Source organism: Curtobacterium citri (genome assembly GCF_030362955.1).
GTDB classification, from domain to species: domain Bacteria; phylum Actinomycetota; class Actinomycetes; order Actinomycetales; family Microbacteriaceae; genus Curtobacterium; species Curtobacterium citri.
In genome coordinates, this window is record NZ_JAUCML010000003.1 from 270,437 (window position 1) to 290,190 (window position 19,754).

Here is a 19,754-nt window from a genome sequence, read left to right on the forward strand (position 1 = left end):
CGGTGCGCGTCTACAGGGTGGCGAGCGCCTCGTTGAACGTGGCGGACGGCCGCATCACGGCGTTCGTCTTGGCGCTGTCGGGGCGGTAGTAGCCGCCGATGTCGGCGGGCTTCCCCTGCACGGCGACGAGCTCCTGGACGATCGTCTCGCCCTGCTCGTCCAGCGTCGACGCCAGGCTGCGGAAGGCCGTTGCGAGCTCGGCATCCTCGGTCTGCCGGGCGAGCTCGTCGGCCCAGTACTTCGCCAGCCAGAAGTGACTGCCGCGGTTGTCGATCGAGCCGAGCTTGCGACCCGGGGACTTGTCCTCGTCGAGGAACGTGCCCGTGGCGCGGTCGAGCGTGTCCGCGAGGACCTTCGCCCGGGCGTTCCCGGTCACGCCGGCGAGGTGCTCGAACGACACCGCGAGCGCGAGGAACTCACCGAGGGAGTCCCAGCGCAGGTAGTCCTGCTCGACGAGCTGCTGCACGTGCTTCGGGGCCGAACCGCCGGCACCGGTCTCGAACAGGCCGCCGCCACCGAGGAGCGGGACGACGGAGAGCATCTTCGCCGAGGTGCCGAGCTCCATGATCGGGAACAGGTCGGTGAGGTAGTCGCGGAGCACGTTGCCCGTGACCGAGATGGTGTCCTCGCCGCGGCGGATGCGCTCGAGCGAGAAGCGCATGGCGTCCTCGGGCGCCATGACCTCGATCTGCAGGCCGTCGGTGTCGTGGTCGCCGAGGTACGTCCGGACGAGCCCGATGAGGTTCGCGTCGTGGGCGCGGGTCTCGTCGAGCCAGAACACGGCGGGCGAGCCGGTGGCACGGGCACGGGTGACGGCGAGCTTCACCCAGTCGCGGATCGCGATGTCCTTGGTCTGGCAGGCGCGCCAGATGTCGCCCTGCTCGACGTCGTGCTCGATGACAGTCTCGCCGGAGCTGGTGACGACGCGGACCTTGCCGGCGGCCGGCAGCTCGAACGTCTTGTCGTGCGAGCCGTACTCCTCGGCCTTCTGTGCCATGAGTCCGACGTTGGGCACCGAGCCCATGGTCGACGGGTCGAAGGCGCCGTTGGCACGGCAGTCCTCGATGACGGCCTGGTAGATGCCGGCGTAGCTCGAGTCCGGGATGACCGCGAGGGTGTCGTGCTCCTCGCCGTCCGGGCCCCACATGTGGCCGGAGGTGCGGATCATCGCGGGCATCGAGGCGTCGACGATGACGTCGCTCGGCACGTGCAGGTTCGTGATGCCCTTGTCCGAGTCGACCATGGCGAGCTCGGGGCCGGCGTCGATGCCGTCGGCGAACGCCTGCTTGATCTCGGCACCGTTCGGCACGCTGTCGAGCCCGGCGAGGATCGAGCCGAGGCCGTCGTTCGGGTTCAGGCCGGCGGCGGCGAGGTCGGCGCCGAAGCGCTCGAAGACGCTCGGGAAGAACGCGCGGATGACGTGGCCGAAGATGATCGGGTCGGAGACCTTCATCATCGTGGCCTTGAGGTGCACCGAGAACAGCACGCCCTGCTCCTGTGCGGCGGCGATCTGGTCGCGGAGGAATGCCTCGAGCGCGCGGACGTGCAGCACGGTGCCGTCGACGACCTCGCCCGCCAGGACGGGGACCGCCTGCTTGAGCACGGTGGTCTCGCCGTCGGCCGCCACGAACTCGATCGTCAGGGAGTCGTCGGCCGGCGCGATCCACGACTGCTCGTTCGAGCGGAAGTCGTCCTTGCCCATCGTCACGACGTTCGTCCCCGAGTCGTGGCTCCAGGCACCCATGCGGTGCGGGTGCTTCTTCGCGTAGTTCTTCACGGAGAGCGGTGCGCGGCGGTCCGAGTTGCCCTCGCGGAGCACCGGGTTCACGGCGCTGCCCTTGGTGCGGTCGTAGCGGGCGCGGACGTCGCGCTCCTCGTCCGTGGTGGGCTCGTCGGGGTAGGCGGGCAGGTCGTAGCCCTGCGCCTGGAGCTCCTTGATCGCGGCCTTGAGCTGCGGGATCGACGCCGAGATGTTCGGCAGCTTGATGATGTTCGCCTCGGGCTGCTTCGCGAGCTCGCCGAGTTCGGCCAGGGCGTCGTCCAGGCGCTGCTCGTCACTGAGCCGCTCCGGGAACTGCGCGATGATCCGGCCGGAGAGCGAGATGTCGCGGGTCTCGACGTCGACCCCCGCGGTGCGTGCGAACGCCTCGACGACCGGCAGGAACGAGTGGGTGGCGAGGAACGGTGCCTCGTCCGTGAGGGTGTAGATGATCTTGGCCATGCTGGCGGGTACTCCCTTGTTCGACCGTCGGTACGTCCACGCTACTCGCGGCGCGGGATGTCTCGACATCAAGATACATGGGCCCTCCGGCGACAGCCAGGCTGGCCCCCGACGCGTCAGACGGTGATGCGTCAGACGGCGACGCGTCAGACGGCGACGCGTCAGACGGTGATGCGGAACACGCGCACGCCGGCGGCACGGAGTCCCGCCGTGCCGAGCCGCGTGCGCATGCTCCGGAACGGACGCTTGAACCCGGACGTGGCGGACGCGATCCCGATCTGGTGCAGGACCTCGGACGTGAGCGTGCGCTCGACCTTCGGCGCGAGGCGGGTCACACCGGACACCGTGACGACGATCCGGACGGCGTGGGGGGCGAGCAACGGCGCGATGAGCTCGGCTGTCTCCTGCGCGCGGTGGAACGCCGGGTCCTCGCCCGGGCGGCGGATGGCGATGACCGCGAGGTCCGCGTCCGCGTGGTCAGCGACCTCGTGCACGTCGTCGACCCCGACGACCCGCATCCGCGACGCGTCGACGCCGGCCCGCACGGCGGACGTCCGGAGCACCGGCAACAGGTCCTGCGTCCCGGCGAGCACGACCTCGGCGGTCGCGAGGTCGATGGGTTCGTGCCGTTCCCGCGGCGTTCGGGCCATGGCGCAGGTCCTTCCGGTCGCTGGACCCAGACACTACCGATCCGTCGCCCAGCGGGTCCGCAGGCAGGGTGACGCGTCAGCGGACTGTCAGCCGTTGTGTAACGAGGAGATCACGGAAAGGCCTGTACAAAGCGACAGACTCGTGCAGAATGGTCTGCGGCCATGACGACGACACACGACACCGACCAGCAGCCGCCGGAGACCCCGGTCGTGCACCTGTCCCGTCGCGCTGCCCTCGAGGCCGAGCGCGCAGCAGCCAGGAAGCCCGCCCGACGCGCCCGCGCTCCCCGCTCCCCGCGCAGCACGGCGGTCCTGCCCGCCACCGCCGCGGCGGTCGCTCCGGACACCGCAGCGACCACCGCAGCCGAGCCGGCACCGGCACCAGCCGAGGCAGCAGCAGCGCCGCAGGTGCTCCCCACGGAGAGCCGGCCCGGTCGACGAGCGACCACGGCGCGCGTGGCCACCGAGCACGTCGATGCCCGCATCACGAAGGTCGTCCGCCGCCGCCCCGCCGCGATCACGACCGCCACCACCGTCCGCGCGCCCCGCACGTCCCGCTCGAACCGCGCGAGCCGCATCACCCTGACGAGCGCCGCCGCCGCCCTGGCCATGTTCGCCGCGTCCGCGATGCCCGCGCACGCCAGCGCCGGCACGTCGACCGCGACCTCCACCCTCGCGCCGCAGGTCCGCACCCAGGACTACGCCGTCACCCAGGCGGTCACGGCGAGCGCCCTCGACCGTGACGACTTCACCGTCAACGAGGCCCAGAAGGTCGTCGTCGCGGCCACCGGCGGCTCGGCCGACGGCGTGGGGGCCGACGGCTCCGTCTCCGCCGGCGGCGAGGTCCGCTCGCCGTTCCCGGGTCCGGTCCGGATGAGCTCCGGCTTCGGCTACCGCGCGGCCCCGTGCGGCGCGTGCTCCTCGCTCCACCAGGGACTCGACTTCAACCCCGGCATGGGCGCTCCCATCGGCGCCGTGGCGGCGGGGACCGTCCGGGTCTCGGGCACGTACTTCTCCTACGGCAACACCGTGATCATCGACCACGTGATCGACGGACGCCGGGTCTCGACCCTGTACGGCCACATGATCCCCGGGTCGTCGCCCCTCCGGGCCGGCGACACCGTGGCGGCCGGGCAGTTCATCGGCAGCGTCGGCTCCTCGGGCGTCTCGACGGGTGCACACCTGCACCTCGAGGTCCTGATGGACGGCGTGACGCCCATCGACCCCGAGGCCTGGCTCGAAGCGCGGATCGGTCGCTCGCTCACCACCTGACCCGGTCGGACGCTCGCCGGATGCCCAGCGCCCGCGCAGCACCGACGCGGCTGCCTCCCAGCCAACCTGTGCACAATCACAGCATGGACGATCACCACAGACCGCCCGCCCGTCGTCGACCCTCGGTGGTGTCCCGCTGATGGACGCCGACACCTGGATCGCCTTCGGGCTCGTCATCCTCTTCGTGCTCGTCGGTGGCGTGTTCGCCGCCGCCGAGATCGCCCTCGTGTCGCTCCGCGAGTCGCAGCTCCAGCAGCTCGAACGCCGTGGCAGCCGCGGGGCCCGGGTCGCTGCCCTCGGTCGTGACCCGAACCGCTTCCTGTCCGCCGTGCAGATCGGTGTGACGGTCGCCGGGTTCTTCTCCGCCGCCTACGGTGCGTCCTCGATCGCGCCGGACGTCGCGCCGCTGCTGTCGGGTCTCGGACTCGACCAGGGTGCCGCCGAGGCCGTGGCCCTCGTGCTCATGACCCTCGTCATCGCGTACCTGTCGCTCGTCTTCGGTGAACTCGTGCCGAAGCGCCTCGCGCTGCAGCGCGCCGAGGGCTTCTCGATGGCGGTCGCCCCGACGCTGGACCGCTTCGCGATCGTGATGCGCCCGGTCATCTGGGTGCTGTCGGCGACCACGAACGCCGTGGTCCGGCTGCTCGGCGGCGACCCGAACGCCCGCAGCGAGTCGATGAGCACCGAGGAGCTCCGCGGCCTGGTCGAGGACCACGACGCCATCGACGCGCAGGGCCGCCGCATCGCCCGGAGCGCGCTCGACGCCGGCGACCGGATCCTGCGCGAGTCGATGCGGCCCTGGTACGACGTGTCCACGATCGACGCGTCGGTGTCCATCGCCGAGGCCACGGACCACGCCATCGAGGAGGGGCACACCCGCTACCTGGTCACCGAGGGTTCGCGCGACGACGTCGCCGGCTTCGTGCACCTGCGGGACCTGCTCCGGCCGGCCGACCCGGCCGCGTCCGTGTCGACCCTCGTGCGGCCCGTCCTCGCCATGCCCGAGACGAAGTCGCTGTCGAGCGCGATCGCCGACATGCGGACCGACGGCCACCAGATCGCCCTCGTCGTCGACGAGTACGGCGGCAGCGCCGGCATGGTCACGCTCGAGGCCCTGCTCGAGGACCTGGTCGGCCGGATCCGGGACGAGTACGACCCGCCGGCCGCCGAGTCGGACGGGATCGACGGTGCCACCGTGCTCGAGGACCTGGCCGCGGACGGCGGCCCGCAGCTGCCGGACGGCGACTACGAGACCGTGGGTGGCCTCGTGCAGGTCCACCTCGACCGGGTGCCGGAGGTCGGCGACGTCGTCGACGTCGGCGAGCACCGGCTCGAGGTCACCGAGATGGACGGCCACCGCGTCGCGCGCGTCCGGGTGACGCCCGCTGCCGCGGCGGCTCCGGCCGGACCGGCACGCACGGCCCCGCCGGCCGTGTAGCCGGGTCACCGCCGGACGGGAGGCGCGGTGCGGGCGGGCACCGTGCCTCCCGTCCGCGTTCCGGTCACCTCCCACCGCGACGGCCGCGCCGTCCACGGGTACCGCTGGTGCCTGTCGCCGCTCGGGTCCGGCCACGTACGCTCGTGCCCATGGGTATCGACGTGCGCAACGAGATCCGTGACTTCCTGTCCTCGCGGCGGGCGCGGCTCACCCCGGACGAGGTCGGCATGCCGTCCTTCGGCGGAGGGGTGCGTCGCGTGCCGGGCCTGCGTCGGCACGAGGTCGCGATGCTCGCCGGCGTGAGCGTCGACTACTACACGCGACTCGAGCGTGGCTCGCTGAAGGGCGTCTCGGACAGCGTGCTCGAGGGCCTGGCCGGCGCCCTGCAGCTCGACGAGGACGAACGCGTGCACCTGTTCGACCTCGCCCGGCTGGCGAACGCCGGGGTCAAGGTCATGCACCGGAACGTCCCGACCCGGGTGCGTCCGGGCGTGCAGCGCCTGCTCGACGCGATCACCGGTGCCCCCGCGTGGGTGCGCAACGAGCGCGGCGACGTCGTCGCGACGAACGAGCTGGGCCGCGCGCTGTACGCGCCGATGTTCGCGGGCCCCGGCCGACCGGTGAACACCGCACGGTTCACCTTCCTCGACCCCGCCGCCCGCGACTTCTTCCCGGACTGGGCGGCCACGGCGCGCGAGGCCGTCGCCGTGCTGCGGGCCGCCGCGGTGGCGAACCCCTGCGAGCCGGGCCTGGTCACGCTCGTCGGCGAGCTGTCGACGCGGAGCGAGGAGTTCCGGTCCTGGTGGGCAGCGCACGACGTGCGGATGCACCGACGGGGCGGCAAGCGGATCGCACACCCGATAGTCGGCGAACTGCAGCTCGACTTCGAGGCGCTCGAGCTCGTCGCGGACCCCGGTCTGACGATGTTCACGTACTCGGCGGAGCCGGGCAGCGAGTCCGAGCGGTCGCTGGCGCTGCTGGGGACCTGGGCCGCGACGGAACGGTCCGAGCGGCTCGCCGCCGTGCGCGCGGGCGACGCCGAGCAGGCCGACTGAGCGTCGGGTGGGTCCTCGTCAGGAGGCCGTCGGGCCCGACGGCCGGTCCGGGGCGCCGGTGACGCCGGGACCGTCGGTGCCCTCGTCGCCGAGCGTGTCGACGAGCGCGTCGACACGGAGCCGATCGATCCGCAGCTCCTTCTCGGTCGCCGTCAGCCACAGCACGCGGATCGCGGCGAACACGAGCACGACGAGTGCGACGACGAGCACGAGCGCCAGCAGCACGACACCCAGGTAGACGAAGCTGACGACGGCGAATCCCCCGGAGACCATGCGTCGACGCTAGCAGGGAGCCTCCGTAGGGTGGGGCGGTGACGACGATGCCGACGGACGAGGACCGAGCGTCGCTCCTGCGTCGGTACCGCCGCCCGGAGCCGACGTTCGTCCGCGCGGTCGCGAAGGCCCTCGGTGACGCCCGCACCGTGCGCGAGGTCCGAGGGGGCCCGGTCTCGTACGTGCCCGCGGACCGCGAGCTCGTCGCCGACGGGGATGCCGATGCCACGCTGCTGACCTTCCCGGCCGAGGACACGCTCGCCGCAGTCGCGCTGCCCACCGGTGGCCGTGTCGTGGTGCTCGCGCGCGACCCGGACCGCCTCCGTGCCGGGTGGCTCGCCGAGTATGCACCCGACGTGGTCGCCGCCGAGGCCGCCACGCTGCCGACGATCGACCGGCTGGTGACGCTCGTCGGGCCGTCCGTCGACGTCGTGCGCCTGCCGGTGCCGTTCACGTGCGTGGACGGCTTCGGTGAGGGCTACTACGCGCGGCCGGAACGGCTCCTCGACGCCGACGTCCGGGCCGCCGACCCCGCGTGGAGCCTGGTCGACGACCTGACCGCTCGCCGATCGATCGCCGCCCTGCGGAACGCGCTCACGTCGGGCGAGTGGGACGCGCGCCACGGTGCGCTCCGTCGGCAGCCCGCGCTCGACGGGTCGGTCGTCCTGCTGCGGCCTGGCGCTTGACCGGGCTGCCGGCGCGACACGCCCGGCTTGACACGTCGTCGTAGGCTGGACACGTGAGTCAGCAGGAGGTGGTCGGCGCCCGGAGCGCCGGCATCAGGGCGTGACGCCCCCGGCTGTGCCGTCCGGCACGGCCGCCGTCGTCGAACCCTGACCACCCACCCCCTCGTCCCGCGCGGCGCACTCGCGCCCGGGCCCCGTCGAGAGCGACCACACTGTGCTGCCCATCAGCGAGAAGACCATCCGTTCCTCCTTCGTCAACGCCTCCCGCAAGGAGGTCACCGACCTCACCCTGCCCGCCGACCTCGACTCCCTCGACTGGGAGGCGCTCGACTTCCTCGGCTGGCGCGACCCGAAGACCCCCCGGCGTTCGTACGCGGTCGTGCCCACGCTCGAGGGCGACCTCGTCGGCGTGCTGTTCCGGCAGGCCGAGGCGTCGCCGCGGTCACGGGCGCAGTGCTCGTGGTGCCAGGACGTCACGCTGCCGAACGACGTCGTGTTCTCCGCCGCGAAGCGCTCGGGCAAGGCCGGTCGGAACGGGAACACCGTCGGGACACTGGTCTGCCAGGACTTCGAGTGCTCCCGGAACGTCCGGCGCCCGGTGCCGCCGGCGTACGAGGGGTTCGACGTCGAGGCCGCCCGCCTGCGCCGGATCGAGGACCTGCAGCTGCGCGCGGCGTCCTTCGTCACCGAGCTCTGACGCCCGGGCACCCGAAACGCCCGCGTAACGCGGTCTGCCTAGGGTGAGGCGCGTGGACCTCAGCGACTTCGACTCCGCCCCCGCCGCCGACGCCCGGACGACCGCCCTGGGGTGGGCAGCGGTCCCCGCGTGGGCCGACGCCCTCGTGGCCGGACGCCCGTACCGGTCGGTCCCGACGCTCGTCGCGGCGGCGACCGAGGCGGCGGCAGCGTGGACCGCGACGGACCTCGACACCGCGCTCGCCGAGCACCCCCGCATCGGCGAGCGCACCACCGAGCCGACGTCCGCCCGTGAGCAGGGGGCGATGGCCACGGCGCAGGACGACGTCGCGGCGGCGATCGCCCGCGGGAACGCCGCGTACGAGGAGCGGTTCGGCCGGGTCTTCCTCGTGCGTGCTGCCGGTCGGACGCCGGAGGAGCTCCTCGCCGAACTCGAACGGCGGCTCGCCGGGGACCCGGAACCCGAGGTCGCCGAGGCCACCGCCGCCCTCGCCGACATCGCCGTGCACCGCATCCGGGCGACCTTCGGCGTCCCGCACCTCACCACGCACGTGCTCGACGCCCGGACCGGCACCCCGGCCGCAGGTGTCGCGCTGACGCTGCGGACGGCCGAGGGCGAGGTCCTGGCGACCGGCGAGACCGACGCGGACGGCCGCGCCGGGCTCGGTCCGGACGTGCTGCCGCAGGGCGAACTGGAACTCCGGTTCGACACGGGCGCCCACCACCGTGCGACCGGTGTCCCGTCGTTCCACCCGTACGTCGTCGTGGCGTTCACGGTGTCCGGGACCGACCACCTGCACGTCCCCCTGCTGCTCAGCCCCTTCGCCTACAGCACCTACCGCGGCAGCTGACCAGGCGGTCGGCCGGCGGCCGAGCCTCGCCCAGGCGGACACGTTCGCGGTCCAGGTGCCGCGAACGTGTCCGCGGAGCCGAGTCTCGCGGGAGCGGCCGGCGGCGGGACGGACGGGAGGCCCGTGGCGGGGTCGCCACGGGCCTCCAGTCCGCCTCCTGGTCGCGTCAGCGACCGATGGACGACATGTCGGGGTAGCGGTCGCCGGTCGGGACGGGCAGCGCCGACAGGCGCGCGAGCTGGTCGGCGGAGAGCGAGACGTCGGCTGCGCCGACGTTCTCCTCGAGCCGCGAGACCCGCTTCGTCCCGGGGATCGGGACGACGTCGTCGCCCTGCGCGAGCAGCCAGGCGAGCGCGACCTGCCCCGGCTTCGCGCCGACCTCGTCCGCGATCTCCTTGACCTCGTCGACGATCCGCATGTTCTCCGCGAAGGCCTCCTGCTGGAAGCGGGGGTTCTGCTTCCGGAAGTCGTCGTCGTCCAGGTCGGACGGCTTCGTGATGGCCCCGGTGAGGAAGCCGCGGCCGAGCGGGGAGTAGGGCACCAGGCCGATCCCGAGCTCGCGGAGGGTGTCGAGCACGTCGCCCTCGGGGTCGCGCGTCCACAGCGAGTACTCGCTCTGCAGCGCGGTGATGGGGTGCACGGCGTGGGCCTTGCGGATGGTGGCCGCCGACGCCTCGGACAGGCCGATGTGCCGGATCTTGCCCTCCTGCACGAAGCCGGCGAGCTGGCCGACGACGTCCTCGATCGGGACGTCCGGGTCGACGCGGTGCTGGTAGTAGAGGTCGATGTGGTCCGTGCCGAGGCGGCGGAGCGATCCCTCGAGGGCCTCGCGGACGGACTCCGGGGCGCTCGAGATGCCGCGCTGCTGGGTCGGCGTCTCCTCGCCGGCCTCGTGCCGGTAGAGGCCGAACTTCGTGGCGATGACGACCTGGTCGCGGCGGTCGCCCAGGGCACGGCGGAGGAGGTCCTCGTTCGTGTACGGGCCGTAGGCCTCGGCGGTGTCGAAGAGGGTGACGCCGAGGTCGATCGCGCGGTGGATCGTGCGGATCGACTCGTCGTCGTCGGAGCCGGCGCCCGAGTAGAAGGCGCTCATGCCCATGGTGCCGAGGCCGATCGGACCGACCTCGAGGTCTGCGAGCTTGCGTGTCTGCATGGTGCCGGTCTACTCCCGGCGACTCCTCGCCAGGGGGGTACCACCACGGCTACGCTGTCAGGACGGACAGGGGGTCCGTGCGGAAGGGGAACGCCGTGATCGTCTTCGTGATCGTCATCGCCGTCGTGGTGGTCATCGCCGCCCTGCTCGTGGTGCTCGAGGTGCAGAACGTCCGACGCCGCCGGGCGCTGTCGCACCTGGAGCCCGTCGACCCGCGCGTCGGCGAGCGCGCGATGACCGAGGCATCGGCCGCCCACGCGGTCACCGAGGGGACGGCCAAGGCCGCACACCCGGGGATCACCGGCGGCGCCGGCGGACCGCTGGGCTGACCGCGGCCGGTTGGAGGGTCGGGTGCACCGTGTTGCACTCGGCACCGTGACGCTCGTCCGCTTCCTCCAACGGGCTCGACGGCGGGGCCGGCTCCTGGTGGGATCGGCACGTGAACCTGTACCTCCGGCTGTTCCTGCTCGCCGTGCGTGTCCGACTGGCCGGCGCGCGACCAGGACGGCGACCCTCGCTGTGGGGCGAGGCGCGCACGCCGTTCCGCGTCGTTCCGACGGACCTCGACACCCTGCGCCACGTCAACAACGGCAAGTACCTGGCGATGCTCGACCTGGGGCGGTACGACCTGCTCTTCCGGTCCGGCTTCTGGCAGGAGGCAGCGCGACGGGGCTGGTACGCGGTCGTCGCCGCGCAGACCATCACGTACAAGCGGTCCCTGACGCTCGGTCAGCGGTTCACGCTGCACACGCGGGTGCTCGGCGTCGACGAGCGTGCGGTGTACATGGAGCAGACGTTCGTGCGCCACGGCGCCGTCGTCGCCCGGGCGGTCGTGCAGGCGCGGTTCCTCCGCCGGACCGGCGGCGCGGTCACGCCGGACGAGCTCGTCGCCGCGACGGGCGGCACCACGCGGGACCTCACCCTGCCCGCGTGGGTGCACGCATGGGCCGACGCCGTGCGGATCAGCAGCAGCGAGGTGCGCTGACCGGTCGGCCACGCCGTGTCCTCCGCGCGGACGATGGCCGGCGCGCGGCGGAGGCGTAGACAGGTCGCGTGCAGCAGGAGCGACCACGCGACGACCGACCGCGCGACGACGACCGCGACGACCGGAGCCGGCGGGCCACGCGCCGGACGGTGCTCGCCGGCGGGATCGGCCTCGGCGTCGCCGGGGTGCTCGCCGCGTGTTCCCGGCCCGATCCCGCTCCGTCCGGCAGCCCGAGGCCGTCCGGGCCCGGATCGGCCGCACCCTCCACCGGCACCGGTACCCCGTCGTCCTCGCCGACCCCAGGCGGCCCGGACTCCTGGGACGCCCTCGCCGCCGTCGTCACCGGCACCCTGCTCCGGTCGGGGTCGTCCGGCTGGGACGCCGCCCGCGTGCTGCAGAACCCCCGCTACGACGACGCCGACCCGCAGGCCGTGCTGCGCGTCGCGGGCGTCGGTGACGTGCAGGCAGCCCTGGCGTTCGCCCGGAACACCCGTACACCGGTCGCGCTGCGCTCCGGCGGGCACTCCTACACCGGGTGGTCGGCGGGCGGCGCACCGGGCACCGACGTCCCCCGGTCTTTGGTGATCAGCACGCAGGACCTCGACGACGTCCGAGTCGACGGCGACACCGCGACGATCGGCCCCGGTGCCCGACTGGCGGACGTCTACGCGACCCTGGCCCGTGCCGGACGGGCGATCGGCTCCGGCTCGTGCCCGACGGTCGGCATCGGCGGACTCACGCTCGGCGGCGGTGTCGGCGTGCTCGTCCGGTCCTCCGGCCTCACCTGCGACCAGCTGACCGGTGTCACGCTCGTCACCCCGGACGGCCGGGTGCACGAGGTGTCGGCGACGGCGGAGCCCGACCTGTTCTGGGCCTGCCGCGGCGGCGGTGGCGGGACGGTCGGCGTCGTCACCTCGATGACCTTCCGGACGCAGTCCGCGCCACCGGTGCTGCTGTTCAGCATCGTGTTCCCGTGGTCCGCCGCGGCCGCGGTGGTGCGGGCCTGGCAGGACTGGGCGCCGGTCGCGGACCGCCGGCTCTGGTCGACCCTGAAACTGCTGAACGGGACGCGGCACAGCGCACCGACGGTCACCGTCACCGGCGTCTGGACGGGGCCGGAGCGCGGCGCCGACGCATCCGTCGACGCGTTCGTCGCAGCGACCGGTGCGACGCCGACGTCCCACACCGCCGACGAGCTGACGTACGGCGCTGCCGTGGTCCGCCTCGCCGGGACGCCCCAGCGGGTGTCCGAGGCGGCCACCTCGTCGATCGGGACGCGGAAGCTCACCGGGGCGGAGATCGCGGTCCTCGTCCGCCAGGCGGCCGCCGCGGGGGACGTCGCGGGCAACCGGGAGGGCGGCGTCGCCCTCGACGCCCTCGGCGGTGCCGTCGCCGACGTCGGACGCACCGACTCGGCCTTCCCCTGGCGGGACGCGCTGATGACCGTGCAGTACACCGCGGTGTTCGCCGACGGCGCGGACCCCGCCCCCTTCGACGCCTACGTCCGCGGGTTCCGGCAGGCCATGGAGCCGGCCTGGGGGACCGGTGCCTACGCCAACTACTGCGACGCGGCGATCACCGACCCGTCGGCGTACTTCGACGTGAACACCTCGCGCCTGCACCGCATCGCCGAGCAGGCGGATCCCGACGGACTGCTCGACCAGCCCCACTGGGTCTGAGCCGGACCGCCGTCCTACGATGACCGCATGGACGACGAGGACCTCGTGCTGCCGGACGCCGCCGCGTGGCGCACGTGGCTCGACGCGCACGAGGACGACCCGGACGGCGTCTGGCTCGTCCTCGCGAAGAAGGGCACCACGGAGCCGACGACGCTGACGTACGACCAGGCCCTCGACGAGGCACTGTGCTCCGGGTGGATCGACGGCCAGAAGCGCGGTCGCGACACGGCGACGTTCCGCCAGCGGTTCACCCCGCGCCGCCGGGCGTCGCTCTGGTCCGAGCGGAACGTCGGCCTCGTCGCGGCACTCGAGGACGCCGGGCGCATGCGGGACCGCGGCCGTGCCGAGGTCGACCGCGCGCGGGCCGACGGTCGGTGGGACCGCGCCTACGCCGGTGCCGCGTCCGTCGCCGTGCCCGACGACCTCCGGGCCGCCCTCGACGCGTCGCCGGCCGCCGCCGCCCTGTTCGCCGACCTCGACGGCACGAACCGCTACGCCGTGCTGCACCGGGTGGTGACCGCTCCGAGCGACACCGCCCGGGCAAACCGGATCGCGAAGCTCGTCGCCGGCCTCGCCGTCGGCGACGCCCCGTACCCCCGCCCGACGCGGTAGGGCCGTCGCCGGTTGCCGCTGGTCGGCGGTGACCAGGGGGACACCGACCCAGGAACGGGTCACGGCACGGGCGTAGACCGGATCCATGACCACTGGTACCGACACCACGAACCGTCCTGCCGCCGCATCGGGCACGTTCCGCATCGGCGGCGACCTCGAGGTCCACCGCCTCGGCTACGGCACCATGCAGCTCACCGGCCCGGGCGTCTGGGGGCCGCCGAAGGACCACGACGAGGCCGTCCGCGTGCTCAAGCGCGCCGTCGAGCTCGGCGTCGACTTCTTCGACACCGCCGACTCCTACGGCCCGTACGTCGCCGAGGAACTCCTCCGCGAGGCGCTGCACCCCTACGGCGACGACATCGTCATCGCCACCAAGGCCGGCCTCACCCGTACCGGCCCGAACGAGTGGCCGCCGGTCGGCCGCCCGGAGTACCTCCGCCAGGAGGCCGAGATGAGCCTCCGCCGCCTCGGGCTCGAGCGCATCGACCTGTTCCAGCTGCACCGCATCGACCCGAAGGTCCCGCTCGAGGACCAGATCGGCGAGCTGAAGAAGCTGCAGGACGAGGGCAAGATCCGCCACATCGGTCTGTCCGAGGTGTCCGTCGACGACGTCAAGGCCGCGCAGGAGCACGCCGAGATCGTCACCGTCCAGAACCTCTACAACCTGACCGACCGTTCGGCCGAGGAGCTCCTCGACTGGTCCGAGGAGCAGGGCATCGGCTTCATCCCGTGGTTCCCCCTCGCCACGGGTGGGCTGACCGGCACGGACTCGCCGCTCACCGAGCTCGCGGAGGAGAAGGACGCCACGCCGGCGCAGGTCGCGCTCGCGTGGCTGCTCAAGCGCTCGCCGGTGATGCTGCCGATCCCGGGGACCTCGAGCGTCGACCACCTCGAGGACAACCTGCAGGGCGCGACCATCGAACTGACGGACGCGGAGTTCGAGGAGCTGTCGAAGCTGGGCGAGTAGTCCCCACCAATCGACGGACGGGAGGCGCGGTGCCGGCTGGCACCGCGCCTCCCGTCCGTTCGTGGCCGATTCGTGACTTGCCTGCTGCCGGTCTGCTTGTGCATACTCGGTATGGGCATACGGAGTATGCCTCCGACGGTACGAGGGGGAAGTCATGAGCGTACGGATGGGCGTGCTCGCGCTGCTGGTGGGAGGACCCGGGTACGGGTACCAGCTCCGGGGGGAGTTCGAGCAACGGACCGGGGGGAGCTGGCCGCTCAACATCGGCCAGGTCTACACGACGCTCGACCGTCTGGAGCGCGACGGTCTCGTGGCCCGCGGCGACGCCGACGACGACGGACACGTCGTCTACACGGCGACCGACGCGGGTCGCGAGGCGGTCGCCCGCTGGTTCAGCGAGCCGGTGCCGGCGAAGCGCGGGCGCGACGAGCTCGCGATCAAGTTCGCCCTCGCGGTGACCGTGCCCGGTGTCGACGTCCCGCGGCTGGTGCAGGTGCAGCGTTCCGCCGCCCTCGGCACCCTGCAGGACCTGACGCGGCTCAAGCGCTCCGCCGACCCCGCGACCGACCTCGCGTGGTCGCTCGTCCTCGAGTCGATGGTGTTCCAGGCGGAGGCCGAGGTGCGCTGGCTGGACCACGTCGAGTCGGCCGTCACCCGGCACATGCCGCCACCCGCCTCCGTCACGGACGTCGCATCGGTGCGCACCGCGGAGCAAGCACGATGACCGCCCCGCTCCTCGAGCTCGACGCCGTCAGCGTCCAGTACGGCGGCGGCGCCAACGCGGTGACCGCCCTGGCAGGTGTCGACCTGCGCGTCGCGCGCGGTGAGATGGTCGCGGTCATGGGCACGTCGGGCTCCGGCAAGTCCACGCTCCTCGCCTGTGCCGGGACCCTGCTCCCGCCCACCTCCGGCGAGGTCAGGATCGACGGTGAGTGGGTCTCCGACCGCCCGTCCCGCGAGCTGTCCGCGCTCCGTCGCCGGATGATCGGGTTCGTCTTCCAGGACTTCAACCTGATCCCCTCGCTGACCGCCGTCGAGAACGTGGCGCTCCCGCTCGAGCTCGACGGCTGGAAGGCCAGCAAGGCTCGTCGCGCCGCGGAGCTCGCGCTCGAGAACGTCGAGCTGTCCCACCGTGCCACCGCCTTCCCCGACGACCTGTCCGGCGGCCAGCAGCAGCGCGTCGCGATCGCCCGCGGGGTGGTCGGCGAGCGTCGACTCGTGCTGGCGGACGAACCGACCGGTGCGCTCGACTCGCAGACCGGCGAGGTCGTCCTGCGGATGCTCCGCCGGCACGTCGACAACGGCGCCGGAGCCCTGCTCGTCACGCACGACGCGCGGCACGCGGCATGGGCGGACCGGATCGTGTTCCTGCGGGACGGCCGGGTCGTCGACGAGACGGTGTACGCCGGCGTCGAGACGCTCGTCGGTCGAGCGGCGTCGTGAGCGGCCGTCGGCGCAGCGCTGGCGACGACCGGGAACGGGTCGAACGACGCGGTCCCCGGGTGTCCCGGACGGTCGTCCGGAGCCGCACGCGCACGCCCGTCGCACTCGGCCCCGCCCTCCGACTCGGTCGTCGACTGGCCTTCGCGAAGGCCGGCCGCGCGGTGCTGATCATGTCGCTGATCGGCATCCCCACCGCGGGCTTCGCGGCAGCGGCCGTGGTCGTCCAGTCGACGCTGCCCACCGTGCAGGAGCAGCTCCGGTACGACCTCGGCCACGCGGCGGCCCAGATGCGGCTGTCGGGCCCGGACCTGCCCGGGATGCGGCAGGACCCCGTGCAGTGGCAGCTGACCGACTCCGCACGGGACAGCCCGGTGACGACCGCCGACGAGGACTCGCCCTGGGCCGAACTGCTCGACCACGTGCCCGCGGGGGCCGAGGCGATCCCGGTCCGGACCACGCAGGTGGTCGTCGCCGGCCCGGAGGTCCCCGTCGCCGTCTCCGCGGACGAGGGAGCGACGTGGTCGCCCGCCCTCGACGGGCACTGGCACGTGCTCTCCGGCCGTGCACCGACCGCGCCGGACCAGGCGATGGTGACCCCCGCGACGCTCGAGCGCCTCCACCTGACCGTCGGCGACACCCTGACCGTGACCGATCCGGTCCGCCAGCGGTTCACCGTCACGGGCACCATGCGCGACGCCGCCTCCGGCCCGGACGCCGAGGGGGTGTTCCTGCCGTCGGGGTCCCTGCCGGCCGAGCTCCCGCACTCCGTGCAGCGCGGTGGGTCGGACACGACCGTGTACCTGCCCGAGGTCGCCCCGACGTGGTCGGAGATCCGCGCGTTGAACGCCCACGGCATCGTCGTCGAGTCCCGTCCGGTCGTGCTCGACCCGCCAGCGGACCGGCTCGAGGGCGTCCCGACCGGGACGACCGTGGACGCGTACCTCGGTGCCATGGCACTGGTCGGGGTGTTCGCCGCCTTCGAGGTCGCACTGCTCGCGGGTGCGGCGTTCCTGGTCGGCACCCGGGCGGACACCCGCACCTACGCGATCGTCACGAGTGTCGGCGGTGGGCGGGGCTTCGTCCGTGCGGTCGTCGCCGGTTCCGGGCTGGTGCTCGGTGCGGCGGGTGCGCTGCTCGGCACCGCGCTCGGTACGGGGCTCGGCGTGCTCGCCTTCCACCTGCTCGACGACGGCAACGTCGGGACCTGGCCGGGGCTGCACGTGCCGACACTCGCCCTCGTGACGATCGCGGCGGTCGCCGTCGCCGCCGGACTCGTGGCGGCCCTGGTCGCGGCCCGTTCGGCGACGCGGGTCGACGTCCTCGCGGCCCTCCGCGGTTCCCTGCGCCCCGCGGCGGCCCGTCCCCGGACGGAACGTCGGCGGCGGGTCTGGGTCCCCGTCCTGGTCGTCACCGGGACGGTGATGACCCTGGCGTGCGGTGCCGGCGTGCTCCTGCTCAACGACCGGCCCGTGCAGCAGGACCGTTGGGCGGTGCTCGCCGGCGTCGGGGTCGCGCTCGGGCCGTGCCTGGTGCAGCTCGGCGTCGCCCTGGCGTCGCCGTGGGTCCTGGCCGGCGTCGCACGGCTCTCGGCGCGCCTCGGCCTGTCCGCCCGGATCGCCGCGCGGGACGCCCGGCGCAACCCGGTCCGCACGGTCCCGGTGCTCGCGAGCGTGATGAGCGTCGTGTTCGTCGCCTCGGTCGTGATCACGTGGAGCGCCTCGGAGCACGCCCGGTTCGTCCGGGGGTACGAGTACACGACCGCCGTCGGGGTCGCGACCGCGACCGTCTCGCTGACCGACCCCGACGGGTACGGCGACGGGTACGACGCCGCCGTCACCGACCGGGCCGCGCGCGTGCTCTCCGGAGCGTTGGACGGCGTCCGGCTGCACGTGCTCGCCGTGAACCGCGAGGACGCCGGCCAGGAGTCGACCACGATCACCACGCCGCACGACTTCGTCCGGCGGGACTGCCCGACCTCCGACACGACCGGCTGTGCGACCTTCCTGCAGAGCGTCGGGAGCGGTGAGCCGCACATCGCGGCGGGGACGCTCGACGACTACGCCCTGCTCACCGGGCACCGCCCGTCCGCCGAGGTCCGACGGGCGCTCGCGGACGGCGAGGCCGTGTCGCTCTGGCCCGAGTACGTCCACGACGGGGCGGTCCGGATCGACAGCTTCCGGGACCGCACGATCGACGACGCCGCACTGCTCGAGGACACCCGCCCCGACGCCTCGACGACGATCCCGGCCGTGGTCGACGTGCAGACGCCACGGATCAAGATCGGGGTCTTCATGACCCGCGAGACCGCGGCGGCACACGGGGTCCCCCTGGTCGACGGCCTGCTCGCGATGCACCTGTCGCAGGACCTGACCCTGTCCCAGTACGACGAGCTGTCGTCCGCGTGGCAGAGCAACGGCGGCGCGGACCGGGAACGATGGGGTGGTCCGGGCTTCGCCTACGAGCGCGGACCGGTGGACGAGCAGGCGACGGTGCAGGCCCTCGTGCTCGCCCTCGCCGCGGCGGTGACGATCGGCGCCACGGCCGTCGCCGTCGGGCTCGCCCGGTCCGACGGTCGCCTCGACGACGAGGTCCTCGACGCGATCGGGGCCGCACCGGTCCTGCGCCGGCGGGTGTCCGCCTGGCAGGCAGCGATCCTCACCACCGTCGGCGCGGTCGTCGGCACGCTGCTCGGACTGCTGCCGATCCGGGCGCTCACCCTGCGGTTCGACGGCGGCCCGACGGGGACCACGCACCTGCCGTTCGTCGCGGACTGGCCGGTGCTGGCCCTGCTCGCCCTGGGGCTGCCGCTGCTCGTGACGGCGGGCACCTGGCTGACCGCCGGCCGGGGCCGTCGACCGGTGGTGCGCCGTGCGCACTGACCGCGAACCTGTGAGCCGCCGCGAGGACCCTCAGCCACGCCGCCGGTTCCCCAGGTCGGGGGACTGGTCCGCGCGGTCGATCCGCGGGATACCTGTACCTGTGACCCGCACCACCCGCCTCGCCCTCGTCGCGAGCATCGTCTCCGCCTCCTGCATCGTCGGCGCCGGCGCCTTCGTCCTCTCGTCGACCCACACCGCCAGCGCCGACGACCGCCCGGTCGCCGCGGCGGTGGGCACGCGGGTCGAGCGGAGCGCCGAACTCCCCCGGCCGAGCACGCCGGACCAGGTCGTCACGGGGGCCCTCGACACCCCCGCGCTGTCCGACGCCGTGCCGTTCGCGTACGCCGGGGACTCGATCACCGCCCGACCCGACTCGTGGCTGCACCAGCTCGAGGCAGACGACCGGCTGCACGCGGTCGGCGGCTACGCCCACAGCGGGTACCGCGCCGACCAGGTGCTCGCCGAGATCGGTCCGGTGCCGCAGGCCCGCGTCCTCGTGGTCGAGGTCGGCACGAACGACGTCAACCAGGCGGTCCCGACCGAGCGGACGATCGCGGGCGTCGACGCCATCGTGCGCAAGGTCGGGGCGGAGCGCGTGCTCGTCGTCGCCGGGCCGCCCGCCGACTGGACGTGGAGCCGCTGGGGAGCCGACCGACGCACCGGACAGCTCGTCCTGACCGACGCGCTGCACGCCGACGCCGACCGGCACGGGTGGGCCTTCGTCGACCCCTTCCGGGCGATCCGCGCCGCGGACGGCGCCTACGTGCCGGGCACCTCGCCCGACGGCATCCACCCGACGGCCGAGGCGAACCGCGGCGTCGCCGCGGCGATGGCCGACGCGATCGAGCGCACCGCGCGCTGACCGCGACCACCGACGGACGGAAGGCCCGTGGC

General features: G+C 73.5%; 19 protein-coding genes. 15 read left to right on the top strand and 4 right to left on the bottom strand.

What is annotated here, in order from left to right; translation table 11 throughout:
- Window positions 1-10: 10 nt before the first annotated feature.
- Together QUG92_RS06130 and QUG92_RS06135 are read right to left on the bottom strand one after the other, a co-directional pair.
- Complete coding sequence (locus QUG92_RS06130) at window positions 11-2,221, bottom strand: NADP-dependent isocitrate dehydrogenase (protein WP_289458073.1); 2,211 nt, start codon at window positions 2,219-2,221, stop codon at window positions 11-13.
- Between the two features lie 161 nt (window positions 2,222-2,382).
- The gene (locus tag QUG92_RS06135) at window positions 2,383-2,871 is read right to left on the bottom strand and encodes a hypothetical protein (protein WP_069713170.1); all 489 of its coding nucleotides are present in this window, start codon (window positions 2,869-2,871) and stop codon (window positions 2,383-2,385) included.
- Between the two features lie 162 nt (window positions 2,872-3,033).
- On the opposite strand from QUG92_RS06135, the gene QUG92_RS06140 reads away from it, so the two are divergent.
- The 3 genes from QUG92_RS06140 (at window position 3,034) to QUG92_RS06150 (ending at window position 6,636) form a co-directional block, all read left to right on the top strand.
- Window positions 3,034-4,143, top strand: a complete 1,110-nt coding sequence (locus tag QUG92_RS06140) for a M23 family metallopeptidase (RefSeq protein ID WP_289458074.1) — start codon at window positions 3,034-3,036, stop codon at window positions 4,141-4,143.
- A gap of 139 nt (window positions 4,144-4,282) precedes the next feature.
- Window positions 4,283-5,581: a hemolysin family protein gene (locus tag QUG92_RS06145; protein WP_289458075.1), complete on the top strand. Its 1,299-nt coding sequence runs from the start codon at window positions 4,283-4,285 to the stop codon at window positions 5,579-5,581.
- A 149-nt stretch (window positions 5,582-5,730) separates the two neighbouring features.
- Entirely contained in the window at window positions 5,731-6,636 is a 906-nt protein-coding gene (locus QUG92_RS06150) for a helix-turn-helix transcriptional regulator (protein WP_182045269.1), read from the top strand.
- A gap of 18 nt (window positions 6,637-6,654) precedes the next feature.
- Here the strand turns inward: QUG92_RS06150 and QUG92_RS06155 are convergent, their stop codons facing one another.
- Window positions 6,655-6,909 carry a hypothetical protein gene (locus QUG92_RS06155; protein ID WP_289458076.1) on the bottom strand — a complete coding sequence of 85 codons (255 nt, stop codon included), beginning with the start codon at window positions 6,907-6,909 and terminating at the stop codon, window positions 6,655-6,657.
- A gap of 47 nt (window positions 6,910-6,956) precedes the next feature.
- Between QUG92_RS06155 and QUG92_RS06160 the strand changes: the two genes are divergently transcribed.
- The 3 genes from QUG92_RS06160 (at window position 6,957) to uraD (ending at window position 9,142) form a co-directional block, all read left to right on the top strand.
- Window positions 6,957-7,595, top strand: coding sequence for an SAM-dependent methyltransferase (locus tag QUG92_RS06160; protein ID WP_289458388.1), 639 nt, complete (start codon window positions 6,957-6,959; stop codon window positions 7,593-7,595).
- 214 nt (window positions 7,596-7,809) lie between these two features.
- Window positions 7,810-8,292 carry an FBP domain-containing protein gene (locus QUG92_RS06165; protein ID WP_182045267.1) on the top strand — a complete coding sequence of 161 codons (483 nt, stop codon included), beginning with the start codon at window positions 7,810-7,812 and terminating at the stop codon, window positions 8,290-8,292.
- 52 nt (window positions 8,293-8,344) lie between these two features.
- Window positions 8,345-9,142 carry a 2-oxo-4-hydroxy-4-carboxy-5-ureidoimidazoline decarboxylase gene (gene uraD, locus QUG92_RS17105; RefSeq protein WP_310648873.1) on the top strand — a complete coding sequence of 266 codons (798 nt, stop codon included), beginning with the start codon at window positions 8,345-8,347 and terminating at the stop codon, window positions 9,140-9,142.
- 166 nt (window positions 9,143-9,308) lie between these two features.
- Here the strand turns inward: uraD and QUG92_RS06180 are convergent, their stop codons facing one another.
- Window positions 9,309-10,295, bottom strand: a complete 987-nt coding sequence (locus QUG92_RS06180) for an aldo/keto reductase (RefSeq protein WP_182045266.1) — start codon at window positions 10,293-10,295, stop codon at window positions 9,309-9,311.
- A 95-nt stretch (window positions 10,296-10,390) separates the two neighbouring features.
- Here QUG92_RS06180 and QUG92_RS06185 point away from each other — a divergent pair, with 95 nt between their 5' ends.
- From QUG92_RS06185 to QUG92_RS06225, 9 genes are all read left to right on the top strand, one after another.
- Entirely contained in the window at window positions 10,391-10,624 is a 234-nt protein-coding gene (locus QUG92_RS06185; RefSeq protein WP_182045265.1) for a hypothetical protein, read from the top strand.
- A gap of 110 nt (window positions 10,625-10,734) precedes the next feature.
- Window positions 10,735-11,280 (top strand): acyl-CoA thioesterase, encoded by a 546-nt coding sequence (locus QUG92_RS06190; RefSeq protein WP_289458077.1) that lies wholly within the window; start codon window positions 10,735-10,737, stop codon window positions 11,278-11,280.
- A 68-nt stretch (window positions 11,281-11,348) separates the two neighbouring features.
- Window positions 11,349-12,959 carry an FAD-binding oxidoreductase gene (locus QUG92_RS06195; protein ID WP_182045263.1) on the top strand — a complete coding sequence of 537 codons (1,611 nt, stop codon included), beginning with the start codon at window positions 11,349-11,351 and terminating at the stop codon, window positions 12,957-12,959.
- Window positions 12,960-12,986: 27 nt separating this feature from the next.
- Window positions 12,987-13,571, top strand: coding sequence for a YdeI/OmpD-associated family protein (locus QUG92_RS06200; protein WP_182045262.1), 585 nt, complete (start codon window positions 12,987-12,989; stop codon window positions 13,569-13,571).
- An 85-nt stretch (window positions 13,572-13,656) separates the two neighbouring features.
- A complete protein-coding gene (locus QUG92_RS06205; protein ID WP_182045261.1) occupies window positions 13,657-14,538 on the top strand; it encodes an aldo/keto reductase in 882 nt (293 codons plus the stop codon).
- Between the two features lie 154 nt (window positions 14,539-14,692).
- A complete protein-coding gene (locus QUG92_RS06210; protein WP_182045260.1) occupies window positions 14,693-15,262 on the top strand; it encodes a PadR family transcriptional regulator in 570 nt (189 codons plus the stop codon).
- A complete protein-coding gene (locus QUG92_RS06215; RefSeq protein ID WP_182045259.1) occupies window positions 15,259-15,981 on the top strand; it encodes an ABC transporter ATP-binding protein in 723 nt (240 codons plus the stop codon). Before QUG92_RS06210 ends, QUG92_RS06215 begins: the two co-directional genes overlap by 4 nt.
- A 59-nt stretch (window positions 15,982-16,040) precedes the next feature.
- Window positions 16,041-18,860: an ABC transporter permease family protein gene (locus QUG92_RS06220; RefSeq protein WP_289458079.1), complete on the top strand. Its 2,820-nt coding sequence runs from the start codon at window positions 16,041-16,043 to the stop codon at window positions 18,858-18,860.
- Between the two features lie 100 nt (window positions 18,861-18,960).
- Window positions 18,961-19,722, top strand: coding sequence for an SGNH/GDSL hydrolase family protein (locus tag QUG92_RS06225; RefSeq protein ID WP_289458080.1), 762 nt, complete (start codon window positions 18,961-18,963; stop codon window positions 19,720-19,722).
- Window positions 19,723-19,754: the final 32 nt, after the last annotated feature.